We start from the raw sequence: 18,413 nt of genomic DNA on the forward strand, positions 1-18,413 counted from the left end.
GGCCTAGCCCAGCTCCACAATGACGGGGGCGTGGTCCGAGGCGCCCTTGCCCTTGCGCTCCTCGCGGTCAATCCGGGCGTCGCTGACGCGGGCGGCCAGGGCCGGGGAGGCCATTACGAAGTCAATGCGCATGCCTTCCTTCTTCGGGAAGCGCAGCTGCGTGTAGTCCCAGTAGGTGTAGACGCCGGGGCCCGGGTGCAGGGGGCGGACGACGTCGGCAAATCCGGCCGTTTCAAACGCGGCGAAGGCGGCCCGCTCGGGGGCGCTGACATGGGTCAGGCCCTCGCTGCGGAAGTAGTCGATGTCCCAGACGTCGTCGTCCTGGGGGGCAATGTTCCAATCGCCCATGAGTGCGATCTGGGCGTTGGGATCCTCGGCCAGCCAGCCCGTGGCCTGGTTCTTGAGCTCGTCGAGCCACTGCAGCTTGTACGGCATGTGCTCGTCGTCCAGGGCGCGGCCGTTGGGCACGTACAGGCTCCAAATGCGCACCCCGTTGCAGGTGGCGCCAATGGCGCGGGCCTCCTGGACGGGATCCTTGCCGCCCTTGCCAAACGCGGGCTGGCCCACGAAGGTCCGCTCCACGTCCTCCAACCCCACCCGTGAGGCAATCGCGACGCCGTTCCACTGGCTAAAGCCAAAGTGGGCCACCTCGTAGCCGTTATTCTCAAAGAGCTCCCACGGGAAGTTCTCGTCCTTGCACTTGGTTTCTTGAATGGCCAGGACGTCGGCGTCGGTACGGCGCAGCCAGTCCTCCACACGGTCGGCGCGGGCACGGAGCGAGTTCACATTCCAGGTAGCAATCAGCACCTGTCCAAGCTATCAAGTTATCCCGCCGGGCGCTTGGTTTCCCGCCCCGCTTCACCTGCGTCAGCCCGCGGGGAACTCGGAATCCGAATACTCCCGGCCCAGGCCGGATGGAACGGGCGCGCCAGGCCCGGAGCCGGTGCCGTGGCGGGCTTCCTCGTTGGCGCGCAATTCCACGCGGCGGATCTTCCCGGAGATGGTCTTGGGCAGCTCGGCGAACTCCAGCCGGCGGATCCGCTTGAACGCCGGCAGGTGCTCGCGGCAGAACGCAAAAATCTCCCCGGCCAGTTCATCGCTGGGATGGTAGGCGGCCGCCAGCACCACGTACGCCTTGGGCACGCTCAGGCGCAGGGCGTCGGGGAGGGGACCACGGCGGCCTCGGCGACGGCCGGGTGCTCAATCAGCACGCTTTCGAGTTCAAAAGGGGACAGCCGGTAGTCGGAGGACTTGAAGACGTCATCGCTGCGGCCCACGTAGGTCAGGATGCCGTTCTCGTCCCGGCTGGCAACGTCGCCCGTGTGGTAGTAGCCGCCACGGAAGGCCTCGGCAGTCTTTTCGGGGTCGCCGAAGTAGCCCTTGGTGAGTCCCACGGGGAGGGGGTCCAGGCGCAGGCAAAGCTCGCCGTCGTCGGCCTCCTCGCCGGTCAGCAGGTCAACGAGCACCACGTCGTAGCCCGGCAGCGGGCGGCCCATGGACCCGATCTTGATGGGCGCCCCGGGGGTGTTGGCGACTTGCACGGTGGTCTCGGTCTGGCCGAAGCCGTCCCGGATCAGCTGGCCCCAGGCCCGTTCCACCTGGCCGATGACCTCGGCGTTGAGCGGCTCGCCGGCGGAGACCACCTTGGTGGGCGGGGTCTTCAGGAGCGTGAGATCGGCCTGGATGAGCATGCGCCACACGGTGGGCGGAGCACAGAAACTGGTGACGTGCTCGGCGTCCATCTGGGCCATGAGCGCCGCGGCGTCGAAGCGGGTGTAGTTGTAGACGAACACGCAGGCCTCGGCGATCCACGGGGTGAAGACATTGGACCACGCATGCTTGGCCCAGCCGGGGGAGGCGACGTTGAGGTGGACGTCGCCCGGTTCCAGCCCGATCCAGTACATGGTGGACAGGTGCCCTACGGGGTAGGAGGTGTGCGTGTGCTCCACGAGCTTGGCCTTGGAGGTGGTGCCGGAGGTGAAGTACAGCAGCATGGTTTCGTCGGCTTTTGTGGGGGCGTCGGGCGTGAAGTCCGTGGCCGCGTCCGTCGAATCGGCGTAGTCCAGGACGTCCCGCCCCGCGTCCCCTTCAGCATTGGATCCGATGGTGATCAGGGTGTAGCCGCCGGGCACATCCGCGAACTTGGCGGTGTCCTCGGCCCGGGCCACCACCCATTGGGCCGCGCCGCGTTCCACCCTGTCGCGCAGGTCCGCCGGGCCCATCATGGTGGTTGTGGGGATCATGACCGCACCCAGTTTGATGCACGCCAGCATCAATTCCCACAGCTCCACCTGGTTACCGAGCATGATGATCACGTGGTCGCCGCGGGACACGCCGCGCCCGCGCAGCCAGTTCGCCACCTGGTTGGACCGCAGCGAGAGGTCCTTGAAGGTGCGGCGGGTGGCGGTGCCGTCTTGTTCCACGATCACCAGGGCCGGGTTGTTCGACGTCGCCGGGTCCGCGGCGAGCCGGTCCATCCAGTCCAAGGCAAAGTTGAACTCGGTGAAGTGCGGCCAGCGGAATTCACTGCGCGCCTGCGCATAGTCGACGCGCATCTCCAGCAGCCGGTTGCGTGCCGCACGGAATTCCTCAGTGACGCCCATTGTGTTCACCCTTCGGCCTCGTTGCCGGCCTGCGGCGTGGACCGGCAGGCTGTATTCAGTTGAAATATACGCGCCGCCCTGCCGCCTTGGCGATGGGACCGGATTCGGGTTCGCTTACCGCCACCAGTTGTCAAGCAGTGAAACGGGGACGGTGCGCTTGTGCCGGGACTGGCGGAAACGGCGTTCGATGGCCTCAGCCGCCGCCTCGGGGACGTCCTTGCCCTCCAGGTAGTCGTCGATGGTTTCGTAACTGATGCCGAGTTCGTCCTCGTCGGTGCGGCCGGGCGTGCCATCCAGGAGATCAGCCGTGGGCACCTTGCTGTAGAGGGCCTCGGAGGCGCCAAGTTCCTTGAGCAGCGCACGGTTTTGGCGCTTGTTCAGGGTGAACAGCGGCAGGATGTCGGCTCCGCCGTCGCCAAACTTGGTGAAGAACCCCGTGACTGATTCGGCGGCGTGGTCGGTGCCGATCACCAGCAGGTTGTCGTGGCCGGCCAGCGCGTATTGGGCGATCATGCGTGAGCGGGCCTTGATGTTGCCCTTGTTGAAGTCCGTGACGTCGTGGTCGTTGGTTTTCGCGAATTCGCCCTCGAAGCCGTCCACCGCGGGGGCAATGTTGAACGTCCGGTTCGTCTTGGCGTTGATGAATTCCAGGGCTGCCTGGGCGTCGTCCTCATCGTGCTGGACGCCGTAGGGGAGGCGGACGGCGATGAAGTTCGCCTCAACGCCTTCTGCCGCAAGCTCCTCGACGGCAAGCTGCGCCAGCCTGCCCGCCAGTGTGGAATCGATGCCGCCGCTGATGCCCAGGACAAAGCCCCTGGTGCCGGTGGCCCGGAGGTAGTCCTTGAGGAACTGCACGCGCCGGGTGACTTCCGCGGCCGGGTCGATCCGGGGTTCGACGCCGAGCTCTGCAATGATCTGTGCCTGGATTTCTCGCATGGGCTAAGGGTAGCGCGTGGACGTGACGGGCTTGTTACGGCCAAGGCGCCGGCGAGAGCGGTCAATCCAAATCCATCGGGGTTACGAAGACATTGCAACTGGACCATGGAGGCCGTTGTGTACATCTCACTCATCTTGATCGGGGTACTGGGCGGGCTCATCACGGGAATTTCCCCGTGCATCCTGCCCGTCTTGCCGGTGATCTTCTTTTCCGGCGGAGCGCAGAGCGCCCGCGGCAACGAGAAAGCCGCGGACCGAGCGGAGCCGGGTGCTTCCGGTGCGCCGGCGCAAGGGGGAGGGGCCGGCGTCGCGGTTAAGGACAAGCCGGAGGCGACGACGACGGGCGCCTCCCGGTGGCGGCCGTACCTGGTGATCCTGGGTCTGGTGCTGAGCTTCAGCGTATTCACGCTGGCGGGTTCCTTCATCCTTGCGCTGCTGGGCTTGCCGCAGGATGTGCTGCGCTATGCGGGCATCGTGGTGCTGGTCCTGATCGGCGTGGGCTTGATCGTCCCCCGGATCGAGGAGCTGTTGGAGAAGCCGTTCTCCTGGATCCCGCAACGGCGCGTGGGCACCGAGGGCAACGGCATCTTGCTGGGCATCGCACTTGGCGCGGTCTACGTGCCCTGCGCCGGGCCGGTGCTCGCGGCCATCACGGTTGCCGGTTCCACCGGACGCATTGGATTCAACACCGTTGTCCTGACGCTCTCCTTTGCCGTGGGTGCCGCAATTCCGCTGCTGATCTTTGCGCTGGCGGGCCGGCGCGTGGCCGAGCGGGTCAAGACGTTCCGCCGCCACCAGCGGGCCATCCGGATCGGCGGCGGTGTTTTGATGGTCGCCCTGGCCGTAGGCCTGTTCTTCAACCTGCCGGCCGCCCTGCAGCGGCTGGTCCCCGACTACACGGGTTCCCTACAAAGCCAGCTGGCGCAGAACCAGGACGTCAAGCAGGCACTGAACCTGACAGGCCTCGTCAACGACCAGAACAAGGACCTGAGCCTGTGCAGCAACAACGCCCAGACGCTTGAAAGCTGCGGAACGGCGCCGGACATCCAAGGAATCCAGCAATGGTTCAACACCCCGGGCAACCAGCCGATCGACCTGAAGTCGCTGCACGGCAAGGTGGTCCTGGTGGACTTCTGGGCCTACTCCTGCATCAACTGCCAGCGCGCGGTTCCGCACATCGTGGCGCTCAACAAGGCCTACGCCGCCGACGGCCTGGTGGTGATCGGGATCCACTCACCCGAATACGCCTTTGAAAAGGACGTCAACAACGTCAAGGCAGGCGCCGCGTCGCTGGGCATCACCTACCCCGTGGCCATCGACAACAAGCTGTCCACCTGGACCAACTACCGCAACCAATACTGGCCGGCGCACTACCTTATTGATGCCTCCGGCACCGTCCGGAACATCCAGTTCGGCGAAGGCAACGACCAGCAGACAGAGTCCATGATTCGCCAACTGTTGCTTGCGGCCAACCCCAATGTGCAGCTGCCCGCACCCGTGCAGTCCGCCGACACGGCCGCCACGGCGAACCTCACGCCTGAGACGCGCCTGGGCTGGAGTCTCGAGAGCAACTTTGGCGGATCCCAGAAGTATGAACCCATCACCACCGGCTTCACGTTCCCGGCCAGCCAGCCCGCGAACACGTTTGCACTGAACGGCACCTTCAAGCTCCAGCCCGACTTTATTTCCGCCACGGGGAACAACTCCACCATCCGGTTGAACTTCCACGCCAAAGTGGTCGAAATGGTGCTCTCCGGCAAGGGCGAGGTCAACTACACGGTCAACGGCGTGGCCAAGAAGATCAACGTGACGGGCGTACCCAACGCCTACACGCTTTTGACGTCGGCCAATCCCGTCTCCGGGAACCTGGACGTCACGTTGCCGCCGGGCGTCGACGCCTACTCCTTCACCTTCGGATAAGGCTGCTCTTCCCGTCCGTCGTGTTCGACGCCGGCGTACCCGGTCAGGCGATGGTGTAGGAGTTCTGCGGCCGGCCCGTGGCGCCGTAACTGAGGTCCAGGACCACCAGGCCCTTGCGTTCCAAAGCCCCCAGGTAGCGCTGGGCGGTGGGCCGGCTGACCCCGAGGCTGGAGGCGATCTCCGCCGCGCCAATGGGCCCGCCGGCGGTCCGGACGGCGTCGAGCACCTTTTGCATGGTGGGTTGCAGGCGCGGCGCCGGAGCCGGCTGGCGCACCGCGGCGGACCGGGTGCTGTACAGGCTGTCCACCACCGCCTGGCTGGCCGACGGCGCCGAATCCAGCGCCTGCCGCCACCGCTGGTAGGCCTCCAACTGGGTGCGCAGCTGGTCAAAGCTGAACGGCTTGACCAGGTAGTACACGGCGCCGCTGCTCATGGCCGACCTGACCGTGGCGAGGTCGCGCGCCGCAGTAATGATGATGCAGTCAATCTCGGTGCCGGCCGCCTGCAGGGATCGCAGCAGCGACAGCCCGTCCTCGTCGGGCAGGTGCACGTCCAGCAGGAGCAGGTCGGGGGACAGCCGGGCGATCGCCTCCCGTGCGGCGGCGGCACTGTAAACCTCGCCAACGCATTCAAAACCGTCCACCTTGGCCACCCGTGCCGCATGGATGCGGGCCACTCGGAAGTCATCGTCGACCACCAATGTCTTGATCACTGCGCGTCCCTCATGTCTGTTCCGGACGTGTCCGCCGTTCCCGGCAGCCACACCTCAAAGTTACCGCCCGGACCCGGGAACACGTCGAGAGTGCCCCCGGCCCGGTGCACGATCCGCCGCACCAGGGCCAGCCCAATTCCTCGGCGCATGCCCGGGCGGGTGTCCTTCGTGGAGTAACCGTCCACGACGACGGCGTCGATCTTGTCGGCCGGCACCCCGGGTCCGTTGTCGCGCACCGCAATGAAAACGCCGTCGGCGTCGTCAAGCTGCACGCTCACGGTGCGCGGCCGGGGTGTGTTGGCCAGGGCGTCGACGGCGTTGTCCAGCAGGTTGCCGACGATCGTGAGCAGTTCGGCCTGGTCCACCATGGGGTGTTCCAGGCGGGATTCGTCCGTGACCTCGATCAGCACGTCCTGCTCGCCCGCCACCGTGATCTTGGCCAGCAAGAGTGCAGCCAGTTCGGGCGGGGCGATCCGGGACCGCAGCCCCTCACCCAGGGAGCGGGATTCAGCGGAAATTTGGGACACATAGGTTCTGGCCTGCTCCACGTCGCCAAGTTCCAGCAGCCCGTCCACCACGTGCAGCCGGTTGGCGTACTCGTGCTCCAGGGCGCGCATGGCCTCCATCAACCCCTGGACGGAGTGCAGATCCCGCACCAGCCCCTCGATTTCCGTGCGGTCGCGCAACGTCACCACCGAGCCGATGCTCCGGCCGCCGATGGCCACGGGCATGCGGTTGACCACCAGCAGCGCATCCTGGGTCAGCGCCACCTGGTCGGCGCCGCCCAGGGTTCCGGTGAGCAGGTCGCGCAGCCGGCCCGCCGGAACAAGGTCCGTCACGGGCGTGCCCAGCGCCGTGCCCTCCACCTGGAGCAGGCGCCGGGCCTCCTCGTTGATGACCGTGACGCGGCCGTCGTCGTCCAGGCCCACCACGGCCTCCCGGATGCCGTGCAGCAGGGCCTCGCGCTCCTGGAGCAGGAACGCGATCTCCGCCGGCTCGAGGTTGAAGGTGACCCGCTTGATCCGTCGTGAGAGCAGCAGGGAGCCCGCCACGCTCAGCAGCAGCACCAGCGCCGAAAACCCCGTGATGAGCCAAATGTTCTGGAGCTGCTCGTCCTGTTCCTTCGTGTCCAGGATGCCCACCGACACCTGGCCGATCACGGAGCCGTCCGCACCAAAGATCGGCGCCTTCGCATTGGCCGAACGGCCCAGGCTCCCCGGGTCGAAGCCAAGGTGCGTCTGCCCGTCCAAAACGGCCACCGGCTCCTCCAGCTTCTTCCCCACCAGCGCCGGGTTGGGGTGGGAGAACCGGATGCCGTTGCGGTCCGTCACCACCACATAGGCGGGCTTGGCCGCCGCCATGACCTGGGCCGCCAAACCCTCGATGAGATGCCGCGGATCGCCGGCCGCCAGATCCTCACGGATCTGCGGCATCGCTGCGGTGGTGGTGGCGATGCCCAACGCACGCAGCTGGTACTGCCGGTCCAGGGTCTGGTTGCTCAGCATGGTGAAGAGGAACCCGCCCAGGACGACGGCGAGCACCAGCAGGGACAGGATGCCCAGCAGGATCTGCGTGGTCAGGGTCAGGGAACGGTGCCGGCCGCGCCGGGCGCGAAGCTGCGCGAGCCGGGTCACGGGAGCCGGATTCCGGGGCATTGGGCGCCGTTGCTGAAAACGCACAAAACGTGCACATTCGCGGTTAATTTGCACAACTTACTGAAGTCTTCTGGCACTGCACATCGCTTTCTAAGCTCGTCATAGCTTATGTGATCGAACTCACGGCGGCGAAAGTGACCTAGGAAGGGAACCAGTGACAACGGTGTCAGTATTACATGGAAAGAGCCGCACGCCAACGGCCCGTGAGGGAGCCGAGGACGCGGCACGGATCGAACTCCGCGGCCTGACCAAGCGCTATCTCACGCCAAAAGGCGAGACATTCACCGCCATCAACGACGTGACGCTCACGGTGGAGCCCGGCCAGTTTTGTGCGATCGTCGGGCCCACGGGCTGCGGCAAGTCAACCACGCTCGCCCAGGTGTCCGGGCTGGAACGGCCCAGTGCCGGATCGGTGGGCGTGGGCGGACAAATCGTCGACGGCATCACCAACGGCGTCAGCTACATGTTCCAGGCGGATGCCTTGTTCCCCTGGAAAACAGTCCTCAACAATGTGCTGATCGGGCCGGTGCTGCTCGGCACACCCAAGCGGGAGGCCACCGAACTGGCCATGGACTGGCTGCGGCGCGTGGGCCTGGCCGGCTTCGAGGACCGCTACCCGCACCAGCTCTCCGGCGGCATGCGCAAACGCGTCGCCATGGCTGCGGCACTCATCAACAACCCGCGGATCCTGCTCATGGACGAACCTTTCGGCGCCCTCGACGTGCAGACCAAGGCGATCATGCAAAACGAGCTGCTCCAGCTCTGGGAGGGCCTGCGCCCGTCCGTCCTGTTCATCACCCACGACCTCGACGAGGCCGTGGCGCTCGCCGACAAGGTGGTCATCATGACCAGCAGCCCGGGCTCCGTCAAGGACGTGTTCGACATCGACCTGCCCCGGCCCCGCGGCGACGTCCAGCAAATTCGGCACGAGGAACGCTTCCTGGAACTCCAGGGCCAGATCTGGGCATCCCTGAAGGACGAGGTCACCCGGGCCTACAAGCAGAGCGCAGGAGCACCGTCATGACCTCCATAACGCACCACACAATCCCCGTCCACGAACAAGCCGCCGCACTCAAGGTTGCGGCCCGGCGCACTGTTTCACGCCGCAGGGCGTGGATCTGGGCCGGACGGATCCTGCTCGCCGTCGTCGTGCTTGGCGGCTGGCAATGGTTCACCATGGCCGGCTGGGTGGACAAGTTCTTCTTTGGCCAGCCCACGGAGGTCTGGAACTCCCTGGTCAAGCTCTTCACGGACGGCACGGCCTTCGGCACCATCTGGGAAAACCTGTGGATTACGGTGCAGGAGGCGTTGTTGGGCTTCCTGCTCGGCACGCTTACCGGCGTCGTGCTTGGCATCCTGCTGGGCTCCAACAAGTACCTTTCGGAGGTCGTGGGCCCCTACATCCGGATCGTGAACTCGATCCCGAGGATTGTCCTTGGCTCGATCTTCATCGTCGCGTTCGGCCTGGGCATGGGCCCGAAGGTGCTCCTCGCCGCAGTCCTGGTGTTCTTCGTGGTCTTCTTCAACGCCTTCCAAGGCGTGCGGGAGGTGGATCAGAACCTGATCTCCAACGTTCGCGTCCTGGGCGCCTCGCCGCTGCAGGTGGCCATGCACGTGACCATCCCGTCGGCCATGACCTGGATCATTGCCAGCCTGCACACCGCCTTCGGCTTCGCCATCATCGGCGCGCTCGTCGCCGAGGTCCTCGGCGCCCAGCACGGCATCGGGTTGATCATCAGCCAGGCGCAAGGCACCTTCGACCCCAACACGGTGTTCGCATGCATGGTGATCATCGCCGTCATCACACTCGGCGCCGAATACCTCATCAGCCTGCTGGAGCACTCCCTGCTCAAGTGGCGGCCGCCGAGCAAGTCCGAGGCCCAGGCCATCTGAGCCCGTTCACCAACCCGGTTTTCAACGCCCGAAAAGTTCGGGACCAAGCAAAAGGAAAACGCATCATGATCAAGCACAAGATCTACGCCGTCGCGGCCACCGGAGCAATGGCGCTCAGCCTCGCAGCCTGCGGCGGCGCCGCCGGAAGCGGCAGCAACGCGGCCGATCCCTCGCTGCCAACCGTCAAGATGATGGTGGGCGGCATCGACAAGCAGATTTACCTGCCCTACCAGCTCGCCCAGCAGTTGGGCTTCTACAAGAAGTACGGCGTCAACGTGGAACTTTCCACGGAACAAAACGGCGGCGTCGGTGCCGAGGACGCCATGGCGTCCGGGCAGGTCGACATGGCCGGCGCCTGGTACGTCCACACCGTCGACTTCCAGTCGAAGGGCAAGGACGTCATCAACCTGGTCCAGCTTTCCGGAGCCCCTGGGGAACGCATCATGTGCGGCACCGACAGCGGGGTCCACTCGGCCTCGGACTTCAAGGGCAAGACCATGGGCGTCACCGACCTCGGTTCAGGCACCGATGAGCTGACCCAGTTCGTCGCCTCCAAGGCCGGGGTCACCAAGAAGGATTACCACACGCTCGCCGTGGGTGCCGGATCCACGGCGATCGCCGCAATCCAGCGCAAGTCCGCGGACTGCGTCATGACCACGCAACCCACTGTCGGCGCGCTGGAAAGCAAGAAGCTCGGCTACACCGCAGTGGACCTGGCCACCTCGTCCGGCGCCACGAAGGCGCTGGGCGGCGATTGGCCCGCTGCCGGGGTCCTGGCCAACGCCAGTTGGGTCAAGGACCACGAGGACGCCGCCCAAAAGGTGGTGGACGCCCTGGTTGCGACCATGCACTGGATCAACACGCACTCGGCAACGGACATCGCCAACGCGCTGCCGTCGTCGTACGTGCAGAACAGCACCATCAGCAAGGCCCAATACATTGCCGGGCTGACCACGGACAAGGGACAGTTCCTGCCCGACGGGATCATGCCCGCCGGCGGACCCAAGGTCATCTTCGCCATGGAGAAGGGCAACGGGGTGGACACCTCCAAGGTCACCATCGCCGGCACGTTCACCAACAAGTACGCCCTGGCCGCCAACAAGCTGGAGGGATTCACCACCACCACGGTTCCCGCCGGCGCCGACGGCTGATCCGGAAACCGGCCGCAACCGCCGGTCGGAGACGCTTTGAAGGACGAAGTGGCCCGCAGGGAAAACCCTGCGGGCCACTTCGGGCGTGATGCCTCGTCCCACTAGAATGGAAGCCATGACCCAGACTCTTGCCGCTGACCGCGCCCGCCTGCTCGAACTCATCAAGGAACTGGCCGTGGTTCGCGGCAAGGTGATCCTCTCCTCCGGCAAGGAGGCCGATTACTACATCGACCTTCGCCGCATCACGCTCCACCACGAAGCCTCCCGCCTCGCCGGCCGCGTCATGCTGGCCATGCTCGACGACGCCGGCATCGAGTTTGAGACCGCCGGCGGCCTGACCATGGGTGCAGACCCCGTGGGCACCGCCCTCATGCACGCCGCAGCCGACGCCGGCCGCGCCGTCGACGCGTTCGTGGTCCGCAAGGCCCAAAAGTCCTACGGCATGGGCCGCCAGGTGGAAGGCCCCGGCGTTGACGGGCGCGACGTGGTGGTCCTCGAGGACACCTCCACCACCGGCGGCAGCGCACTGACCGCCGTCGAAGGCGTGCGAAAGGCCGGCGGCAACATCAAGGCCGTCGCCGTGATCGTGGACCGCAACACCGGCGCCAAGGAGCGCATCGAGGCCGAGGCCGGCGTTCCCTACCTGTTCGTCTTCGGCAAGGACGAGCTCGGCCTGGAATGACGCGTATCCGGCGGAGTCGACGTTTTTCCGGCTGGGCCCACGAGCGCGAGGGACCCGCTGCGAGCTTGCGAGCAGTGGGAGCGCTTGGGGACTATCCGACGCGTCGGCCGCGGGCGGCCTTTGGCGTCTCCTTTACGCCGGACTACAAAAAACGTCGATTCCGCCGGTGATCGGGCTTGGCGAGGCCGGTTTCGACAAGCTCAATCACCGGTGGGAGCGCTTGGGGACTCTAAACCGACGTCGTGATTTCGTGGATTTCGTCGGCGGTGTGGCCGGCGCGTTCGTGAACGCGCTGCACGGCCTCCGCGGACGGACCCTCCGAGAGGCAGAAGACCTTTCCGCTGACGGGATCGGCCCAGGCGTTCTTGAAGACCACGCCTTCCTCTCCCTGGATGGCCAGGTCGGCCTCGTGGGCGGCCTTGAGATCGTCGGCAGAAATGCCCTTCATACTGTTGTGGACGTCCATGAACTCGGGCATGGCGCACTTCCTTAGTCGTGAAGGTTTCACGAGTGGCTGATGATCGTTCAACTCTATTGCGCCGGTGATCGGGACACTAGGAGTACGGGCCCGTAACTTCCGCACTGTGCACCACCTATTGAAAGGACCGTTTTGGCGAAGCTGTATTTCCGTTTCGGCGCCATGAATTCCGGCAAGTCGACAGGGCTTTTGCAGGTGGCGTTCAACTACGAGGAACGCGGGCAGCGGGTGCTGCTCGCCAAGCCGGGCATCGACACCAAGGGTGCCGGGGAGATCGTCTCCCGGCTCGGCATGACGCGCAACGTGGACTTCCTGATCCAGCCCGAGGATGACGCCCGGGCCGTCTTTGCCACGCACGCCGCGGGCGACGACCCCGACGCGCTGCTGGAGCACATGGCGCTGCCGCCCGTCGCCTGCCTGCTGGTGGACGAGGCCCAATTCCTCACGCCCGCCCAGGTCGATGACCTGTTCCGTATCGCCGTGCTCGACGGCGTCCCCGTCATCGCCTACGGCATCCGCACCGACTTCCGCACCCGCGCCTTCCCCGGGGCGGCCCGCCTGCTGGAAATCGCCCACGCCCTCGAGGAGTTGAAGACCATCTGCCGCTGCGGCCGCAAGGCGGTCTTCAACACCCGCCGCGTTGGTTCGGAAATCGTGTTCGACGGCGACCAGGTCGCGATCGACGGCGAGGACGTCCGCTACGAATCCCTGTGCGGCAACTGCTACCTGGAAGCCTCGGGCGGCAAGCTCTTGTCCTAGACCCGGTCGTAAGCGGCGGCCCGGGGCTCCAAAATCAGCATTCCTGTGAAGAAATTTAGAATAATCAAGAAAAACGTTGACTTGCTAAAAATCTTCACTATAGTTGTGTGAGTTGGATCACCTACTGAAGGGCAGGCCAATGACCACCGAGATTTCCGCTCCCGCCGCCCCGGCAACGAGTGAATTGCTGACCACCGTCGGCAACAAGGTTCGCGCCATGCGCAAGGAAAAGGGCATGACCCTCGCGGACCTCTCGGAAATCACCGGGCTCAGCCCGGCAATCGTGAGCCAGATCGAGCGCGGCCTGGCGAACCCTTCCTTCACCACCCTGGCGCAGCTGGCCCACGGCCTGGACATTCCTGTCGGCAAGTTCTTCATCGGCCAGGAAGCCTCCAAATCCCCGGTGGTTCGCAGCTCCGAGCGGAAAAACCTCAAGGGCGTCACCCGCGAATCCGTCGGCGGGGCAGTTCACGAACTGCTTACGCCGGGGGTCAACGGTGGCATCGAAGCCCAATGGATCATGACGCCGCCCGGCCATGACACCAGCTCGACTCCCTTCAGCCACAGCGGCGAGGAGTTTTGCTACATCATCTCCGGCCGGAAGGACGTCTTCCTGGACGGCGTCCGCCACACACTCGGCGAGGGTGACTCCATCACCTACTCCTCGGAGATTCCGCACTGGTACAAAAACAGCTACGAAGAGGTATGCGTAGCGATCTGGGTTAACGCACCGCACGCCTGGTAAAACGGCCACCCGGCCGCCCCCAAGTCCTTAACCCCTGCATTTATTGCGCCCAAAAATGGGCTCAATCCTTCCTTGCCACCTTCGCATCCGCCCCTGCAGTCCCATTCCGCGATGCGTCATACCCTCTGGCGTCCCCCCCCATGGGCGCCACAGTAAGGACAAGAAAATGCTAGACACCGTCGTCACAGCAAATAAGTCGTCCCAAAGGCTCACCCCCCAAGTTCGCAAGGGGTTGCTCGGTTTGGGGCTCGGCAACGCCCTTGAATGGTACGACTGGATGGTCTTCGGCCTCCTCTCCGCCTTCATCGGACCAAACTTCTTTCCCTCGGCGGATCCGCTGTCCGCAACCTTGAACACGCTGGCCGTGTTCGCCGTCGGATTCGCCTTCCGCCCGCTGGGTGGAATCCTCTTCGGCACCCTCGCCGACAGGATCGGCCGCCGCCGGGTCATGCTGATCTCCATCTCCATGATGGCGGGGACCACGCTCGTCATCGCCCTCACCCCCGGCTACAGCGTGATCGGCCCCTGGGCCGGCATCATCCTGGTGGCCTGCCGCATCGTCCAGGGCATCTCCACCGGTGTTGAGGCGCCACTGTCCACGGCGCACGCCGTGGAACTGGTCCCTGCCGGCCGCGAAGGCCTGGTCGCCGGCATCATGGGCTTCTACGTCAACATCGGCATCCTGCTGGCATCGCTGGTCAGCTTCCTGTGCAGCCTGACGATCGGCGGGGCAGCCATGGGCGCCTGGGGATGGCGTGTGCCGTTCATCGTCGGCGCCATCTTCGGCATCGTCGTCGTCTACCTGCGCCGGGCACTGCCCGAAACCATGCACCCGGAAGAAATCGAAAACAGCACCACCAAGGCCGTCTGGTCCGGGGTTGGCAAACACTGGCTCAGCGTCCTGGCCATCATCTTCATCGTCGGCGCAGTCCAGGCCTACAACTACGCATGGAACGTGGGCCTGCCCAGCGCCGCCCGCAGCAACTTCAAGGAAGACCCCACCGCAGTCTTCGCCGTCACCACCGCACTCGGCGTGGTCCTGGTGATCGGCAGCTGGATCATCGGCAAGCTCGCCGACGGCAAGGCCATGTCCCGCTGGTTCCTGTGGACCCGCTGGCTCGCCGTCCCCTCCGTATTCCTGATGCTCCTCTACACAAAGCCCGGCATGCTCGGCTTCGCCGCAGTGGTCCTGGGCGGCTCGGTCATCCTGGTGCTGAACATGACCCTCTACAACGTCGTCAGCACCTCGCTCATGCCCAAGAGCTGCCGTGGCACGGGGGTCTCCCTCGGCTACGGAATCGGCGTGGCAGTCTTCGGCGGCACCGCATCCTATCTGCTCGTCTGGCTCCAGTCCCAGCACCTTGACTGGATCTTCCCGGTCTACGTTGCCGTGCTGTCGGTACTGAGCATCATCTTCTACCTCCTCGCCCGCCGCGCCAACGGCATCTTTGTCGGAAAGTAAGGAAAAAACCATGACACACCTCGATCTGCGCATCACCACGGACGATCTGAAAGCCCCCGTCATCAACCGCTCCCAGGTACTGGTCGTCGGCGGCGGCCCCGCCGGCGTCGCCGCCGCCGTGACGGCCGCCCGCTCCGGGGCCACCGTAACCTTGCTGGAACGCTACTCATCCCTGGGCGGCCTCGCCTCCGGCGGCATGGTGCTGGTGCTCGATGACATGATCAACGGTGCGGACATCACCGTCACCGGCATCGTCTCCGAGTATGTGGAGCGCCTGCAGGCACTGGGCCTGGCCGTGGTTCCGCCGGTCGAGGACCGCAAGACCTCCGAGGAACTCTGGAACAAGTGGGGCCGCTACGGCACCTTCGACTTCCACTCGCACACCACGCCCAAGCCCATCTGTTACGCCGCCGCCTTCGACCCCGACGGCTGGAAGCGGGTCTCCAACGACCTGGTTCGCGAGGCCGGCGTCAACCTCCGCCTGCACTCCTGGTTCTCCCGCCCCATCGTGGACAACGGCGTCATGAAGGGCGTGGTGTGCGAAACCAAGTCCGGGCCGCAGGCGTTCCTGGCCGACGTCGTCATTGACACGACCGGCGACATCGACGTCGCCTCCCGGGCCGGCGCCAGCCACATCAAGGACAGCTACATCACCACCCTCGTCTTCCGCCTCGGCGGAGTGGACACGGACGTGGCCGAACGATTTGAACAGGCCAACCCCAAGGAGGCCCGCGCCATCAACCGCAAGATCAAGCGCCTCCTCGGCGGCGCCTGGGAACTGTGGTGGCTAAAGACGCCGATCGAGGGAGTTGTCTGGTGCAACGCGCCGCACATGAGCGGCTACGACGGCACCGACCCGGCGGACCTGACCGCGGCCGAATTTGCCGCCCGCGACCGGATCAGCGAGGCCGTGGAGTACGTCAAGGAAAACCTGCCCGGCTTCGCCAATTGCCACATCCTGGACGTCGCACCGCAAATGGGCGTCCGGCAGACCCGCCTGCTGCAGGGCGAGTACGTCATGACGAAGGACGACGTCACCACGCGCCGGCACTTCGCCGATTCCGTGGCCCGCGGCCGCGACTACTACTACCCGTACCGCACGCTGCTGCCCAAGGAAGTGGACCAGCTGCTGGTGGCCGGACGCCACTTCTCCGCCACCCCGGAGGCGCAGAAGATGTCGCGTGAAATCCCGCCCTGCATGGCCATGGGCCAGGCGGTGGGCGTTGCCGCGGCACTCGCCGTGCAGGATGGCGTGACGGTTCGCGAGGTCTCCGCCCTGGACATCCAGGCCGGCATGCGCCGCCACAACGCCGACCCCGGGGACATACCCTCCGCGAACGCCACGATCGACGCCGATGCGGCGGTGGCGGTATGAGTACCATGGCCGAGGAACGCACCATCGCACCCCAGCTGGCCGGGCCGGCGCAGCCGCTGGCCGGCATCAAGGTCATCGACTTCACCCAGGTCTTCATGGGGCCCAGCTGCACCCAACTCCTGGGCGATTACGGCGCCGACATCATCAAGGTGGAACGCCCCGGCGCGGGGGACATCTCCCGCAATTCCTTCCCCGACGCCGACGGCCAGGACAACCCGATCTTCCTGGCCATCAACCGCAACAAGCGCAGCATCAGCGTCGACACGCGCACCGAGGACGGCAAGGCCGTGCTGCGTCGGCTCATGGAGGACGCCGACGTCGTCGTCAGCAACTTCCGTGCCGGCGTCATGGAACGCATGGGCTTCGGCTACGAGGACCTGAAGGAGTTCAACCCCAGCATCATCTGGGCCTCCGGCACCGGCTTCGGCACCGAGGGTCCGTACTCGCACAAGGGCGGCCAGGACGCGATCGCGCAGGCATACTCGGGCGTCATGTGGCGCCGGAACGACGACGACGTTGCCCCCGTGATCTACCCGACCACCCTGTGCGACTACACCACGGGGATGCACCTGCTGCAGGGCATCCTGCTGGCGCTGCGCACCCGCGACGTCTCCGGCGTCGGGCAAAAGGTGGAGGTGACCATGTACGACTCCATGCTGCACATGCAGATGCAGGAGGCGTGCATGCAACTGAACCGGGGCTACGAGGTGAACTGGGGGCCATGCCGCTCAGCGGGGTCTTCACCACCACCGACGGCGCCATCTGCATGGTGGGCGGCTTCACCGCGGACCCGCTGCTGCACATCTCCCGGGCGCTGGGCCTCGACGAGGACCTCACCGAACGCCCCGGTTTCGGCACCCTTGAACAGCAGTTTGAGAACAAGCCGGCGCTGCAGGCCATCTTCCGGGAACGCTTCGCCACCAACACGACGGCGTACTGGACCGGCCGGCTCGAGGACGAGGGCCTGCTCAACGCCCCCGTGCTGACCCTGGAACAGACCCTCGCGGATGAACAAACCCGCGTCAACGGCATGATCGTGGAGGTTGAACACCCCACGGTGGGCACCGTCAAGATGCTCAACGCCCCGATCCGCCTGTCCGCCACCCCGGCATCGATCCGGCGCAGTGCACCCCTCCTGGGGGAGCACAACGCCGAGGTGCTCAAGGAAAACGGATTCGACGACGACGCAATCGCCCGCCTGCAGAGCCTGGGAGTCCTGAAATGACACTTGAACAGCCCGTCATCGACGAGGTGGAACTGACCATCGACAACGGTGTGGCCACCGTGGTCATCAACCGCCAGCATGTGCTCAACGCCGTCGACGGGGCAACCACCACGCGACTGAACCAGATCTGGGACCAGCTGGAGGCCGACCGCTCCATCCGGGCCGTGGTGGTGACCGGCGCCGGGCCCCGGGCCTTCTGCGTCGGCGCCGACATGACGGCGTCGGCCGTGGAGGAGACTGGCCTGCAGTACTGGGCCGGGCTGGACCCGAACGGCTTTGGCGGGCTGAGCCTGCGCGAAACCCTCGACGTCCCCGTCATTGCCAAGGTCAACGGCTACGCCCTGGGCGGCGGCATGGAGATCGTGCTGGGGGCGGACATCGTGGTGGCGGCCGACCACGCCAAGTTCGGCCTGACCGAACCCCGTGTGGGCCGGCTGGCCCTGGACGGCGGCATCCACCAGCTGGTCCGCCGGATCCCGCACACCCAGGCCATGTCCATGCTGTTGACGGGCCGAAAAGCCGACGCCGCTGAGATGGCGTCCATGGGCCTCGTCAACGAGGTGGTCCCCGCCGCGGAGCTGGACACCGCCGTGGACCGTTGGCTCGAAGCGATCCGTGCCTGTGCCCCGACCTCGATCCGCGCCGTCAAACAAATGGTCACCCGCACCAGCCACCTGAGCGCCCGCGATGCCCGCGGGCTGCGCCTGCCGGCCCTCATGGACGCCCTGGACAGCAAGGATTCGGCCGAAGGCGTGCTGGCATTCCAGGAAAAACGCGCACCCGTCTGGCCCGGCGAATAAGCACCCGTACCAACCGC

15 protein-coding genes and 2 pseudogenes are annotated in these 18,413 nt (G+C 65.7%); 11 read left to right on the plus strand and 6 right to left on the minus strand.

The window, feature by feature from the left end:
* Positions 1-3 precede the first annotated feature (3 nt).
* The 3 genes and pseudogenes from AL755_RS01305 to nadE all read right to left on the minus strand — a co-directional run bounded on the left by AL755_RS01305 (position 4) and on the right by nadE (position 3,539).
* Positions 4-807 (minus strand): exodeoxyribonuclease III, encoded by an 804-nt coding sequence (locus AL755_RS01305; RefSeq protein WP_054009379.1) that lies wholly within the window; start codon positions 805-807, stop codon positions 4-6.
* Positions 808-867: 60 nt separating this feature from the next.
* Positions 868-2,603: pseudogene (locus AL755_RS01310) on the minus strand (AMP-binding protein).
* Between the two features lie 114 nt (positions 2,604-2,717).
* Positions 2,718-3,539 carry an ammonia-dependent NAD(+) synthetase gene (gene nadE / locus AL755_RS01315; RefSeq protein ID WP_054009380.1) on the minus strand — a complete coding sequence of 274 codons (822 nt, stop codon included), beginning with the start codon at positions 3,537-3,539 and terminating at the stop codon, positions 2,718-2,720.
* 117 nt (positions 3,540-3,656) lie between these two features.
* Here nadE and AL755_RS01320 point away from each other — a divergent pair, with 117 nt between their 5' ends.
* Positions 3,657-5,459 carry a cytochrome c biogenesis protein DipZ gene (locus AL755_RS01320; RefSeq protein WP_337589547.1) on the plus strand — a complete coding sequence of 601 codons (1,803 nt, stop codon included), beginning with the start codon at positions 3,657-3,659 and terminating at the stop codon, positions 5,457-5,459.
* Between the two features lie 43 nt (positions 5,460-5,502).
* Here the strand turns inward: AL755_RS01320 and AL755_RS01325 are convergent, their stop codons facing one another.
* Both AL755_RS01325 and AL755_RS01330 read right to left on the minus strand, forming a co-directional pair.
* Entirely contained in the window at positions 5,503-6,171 is a 669-nt protein-coding gene (locus AL755_RS01325; RefSeq protein WP_054009382.1) for a response regulator, read from the minus strand.
* A complete protein-coding gene (locus AL755_RS01330) occupies positions 6,168-7,826 on the minus strand; it encodes an ATP-binding protein (protein ID WP_082368793.1) in 1,659 nt (552 codons plus the stop codon). The genes AL755_RS01325 and AL755_RS01330 overlap by 4 nt, the downstream gene beginning before the upstream one ends.
* Positions 7,827-8,055: 229 nt before the next feature.
* Between AL755_RS01330 and AL755_RS01335 the strand changes: the two genes are divergently transcribed.
* From AL755_RS01335 to pyrE, 4 genes are all read left to right on the plus strand, one after another.
* Positions 8,056-8,850 carry an ABC transporter ATP-binding protein gene (locus tag AL755_RS01335; protein WP_054009723.1) on the plus strand — a complete coding sequence of 265 codons (795 nt, stop codon included), beginning with the start codon at positions 8,056-8,058 and terminating at the stop codon, positions 8,848-8,850.
* Positions 8,847-9,719 carry an ABC transporter permease gene (locus AL755_RS01340; RefSeq protein ID WP_054009383.1) on the plus strand — a complete coding sequence of 291 codons (873 nt, stop codon included), beginning with the start codon at positions 8,847-8,849 and terminating at the stop codon, positions 9,717-9,719. Before AL755_RS01335 ends, AL755_RS01340 begins: the two co-directional genes overlap by 4 nt.
* A 65-nt stretch (positions 9,720-9,784) precedes the next feature.
* A complete protein-coding gene (locus AL755_RS01345) occupies positions 9,785-10,870 on the plus strand; it encodes an ABC transporter substrate-binding protein (protein ID WP_054009384.1) in 1,086 nt (361 codons plus the stop codon).
* Between the two features lie 115 nt (positions 10,871-10,985).
* A complete protein-coding gene (gene pyrE / locus AL755_RS01350) occupies positions 10,986-11,552 on the plus strand; it encodes an orotate phosphoribosyltransferase (RefSeq protein ID WP_192841605.1) in 567 nt (188 codons plus the stop codon).
* Between the two features lie 229 nt (positions 11,553-11,781).
* Here the strand turns inward: pyrE and AL755_RS01355 are convergent, their stop codons facing one another.
* Positions 11,782-12,030, minus strand: coding sequence for an SCO4226 family nickel-binding protein (locus AL755_RS01355; RefSeq protein WP_054009386.1), 249 nt, complete (start codon positions 12,028-12,030; stop codon positions 11,782-11,784).
* Between the two features lie 132 nt (positions 12,031-12,162).
* Here AL755_RS01355 and AL755_RS01360 point away from each other — a divergent pair, with 132 nt between their 5' ends.
* The 6 genes and pseudogenes from AL755_RS01360 to AL755_RS01385 all read left to right on the plus strand — a co-directional run bounded on the left by AL755_RS01360 (position 12,163) and on the right by AL755_RS01385 (position 18,396).
* Positions 12,163-12,789 (plus strand): thymidine kinase, encoded by a 627-nt coding sequence (locus AL755_RS01360; protein WP_054009387.1) that lies wholly within the window; start codon positions 12,163-12,165, stop codon positions 12,787-12,789.
* A gap of 139 nt (positions 12,790-12,928) precedes the next feature.
* Positions 12,929-13,534: a helix-turn-helix domain-containing protein gene (locus AL755_RS01365; RefSeq protein WP_054009388.1), complete on the plus strand. Its 606-nt coding sequence runs from the start codon at positions 12,929-12,931 to the stop codon at positions 13,532-13,534.
* A 166-nt stretch (positions 13,535-13,700) separates the two neighbouring features.
* On the plus strand, positions 13,701-14,996 hold the full coding sequence (locus AL755_RS01370; RefSeq protein ID WP_054009389.1) for an MFS transporter: 1,296 nt from the start codon (positions 13,701-13,703) through the stop codon (positions 14,994-14,996).
* A 10-nt stretch (positions 14,997-15,006) separates the two neighbouring features.
* Positions 15,007-16,371, plus strand: coding sequence for an FAD-dependent oxidoreductase (locus AL755_RS01375; protein ID WP_054009390.1), 1,365 nt, complete (start codon positions 15,007-15,009; stop codon positions 16,369-16,371).
* Between the two features lie 95 nt (positions 16,372-16,466).
* Positions 16,467-17,596: pseudogene (locus AL755_RS01380) on the plus strand (CaiB/BaiF CoA transferase family protein).
* Positions 17,593-18,396 carry an enoyl-CoA hydratase-related protein gene (locus tag AL755_RS01385; RefSeq protein ID WP_054009391.1) on the plus strand — a complete coding sequence of 268 codons (804 nt, stop codon included), beginning with the start codon at positions 17,593-17,595 and terminating at the stop codon, positions 18,394-18,396. The pseudogene AL755_RS01380 and the gene AL755_RS01385 overlap by 4 nt, the downstream one beginning before the upstream one ends.
* The last annotated feature ends 17 nt before the right edge of the window (positions 18,397-18,413 follow it).

The organism is Arthrobacter sp. ERGS1:01, from assembly GCF_001281315.1.
GTDB lineage: Bacteria > Actinomycetota > Actinomycetes > Actinomycetales > Micrococcaceae > Specibacter.

Coding starts and splice junctions, on each gene's coding strand:
- nadE (WP_054009380.1), bottom strand. CDS start 3,539: ATGCGAGAAATCCAGGCACAGATCATTGCAGAGCTCGGCGTCGAACCC.
- AL755_RS01330 (WP_082368793.1), bottom strand. CDS start 7,826: ATGCCCCGGAATCCGGCTCCCGTGACCCGGCTCGCGCAGCTTCGCGCC.
- AL755_RS01340 (WP_054009383.1), top strand. CDS start 8,847: ATGACCTCCATAACGCACCACACAATCCCCGTCCACGAACAAGCCGCC.
- AL755_RS01345 (WP_054009384.1), top strand. CDS start 9,785: ATGATCAAGCACAAGATCTACGCCGTCGCGGCCACCGGAGCAATGGCG.
- pyrE (WP_192841605.1), top strand. CDS start 10,986: ATGACCCAGACTCTTGCCGCTGACCGCGCCCGCCTGCTCGAACTCATC.
- AL755_RS01355 (WP_054009386.1), bottom strand. CDS start 12,030: ATGCCCGAGTTCATGGACGTCCACAACAGTATGAAGGGCATTTCTGCC.
- AL755_RS01365 (WP_054009388.1), top strand. CDS start 12,929: ATGACCACCGAGATTTCCGCTCCCGCCGCCCCGGCAACGAGTGAATTG.
- AL755_RS01370 (WP_054009389.1), top strand. CDS start 13,701: ATGCTAGACACCGTCGTCACAGCAAATAAGTCGTCCCAAAGGCTCACC.
- AL755_RS01375 (WP_054009390.1), top strand. CDS start 15,007: ATGACACACCTCGATCTGCGCATCACCACGGACGATCTGAAAGCCCCC.
- AL755_RS01385 (WP_054009391.1), top strand. CDS start 17,593: ATGACACTTGAACAGCCCGTCATCGACGAGGTGGAACTGACCATCGAC.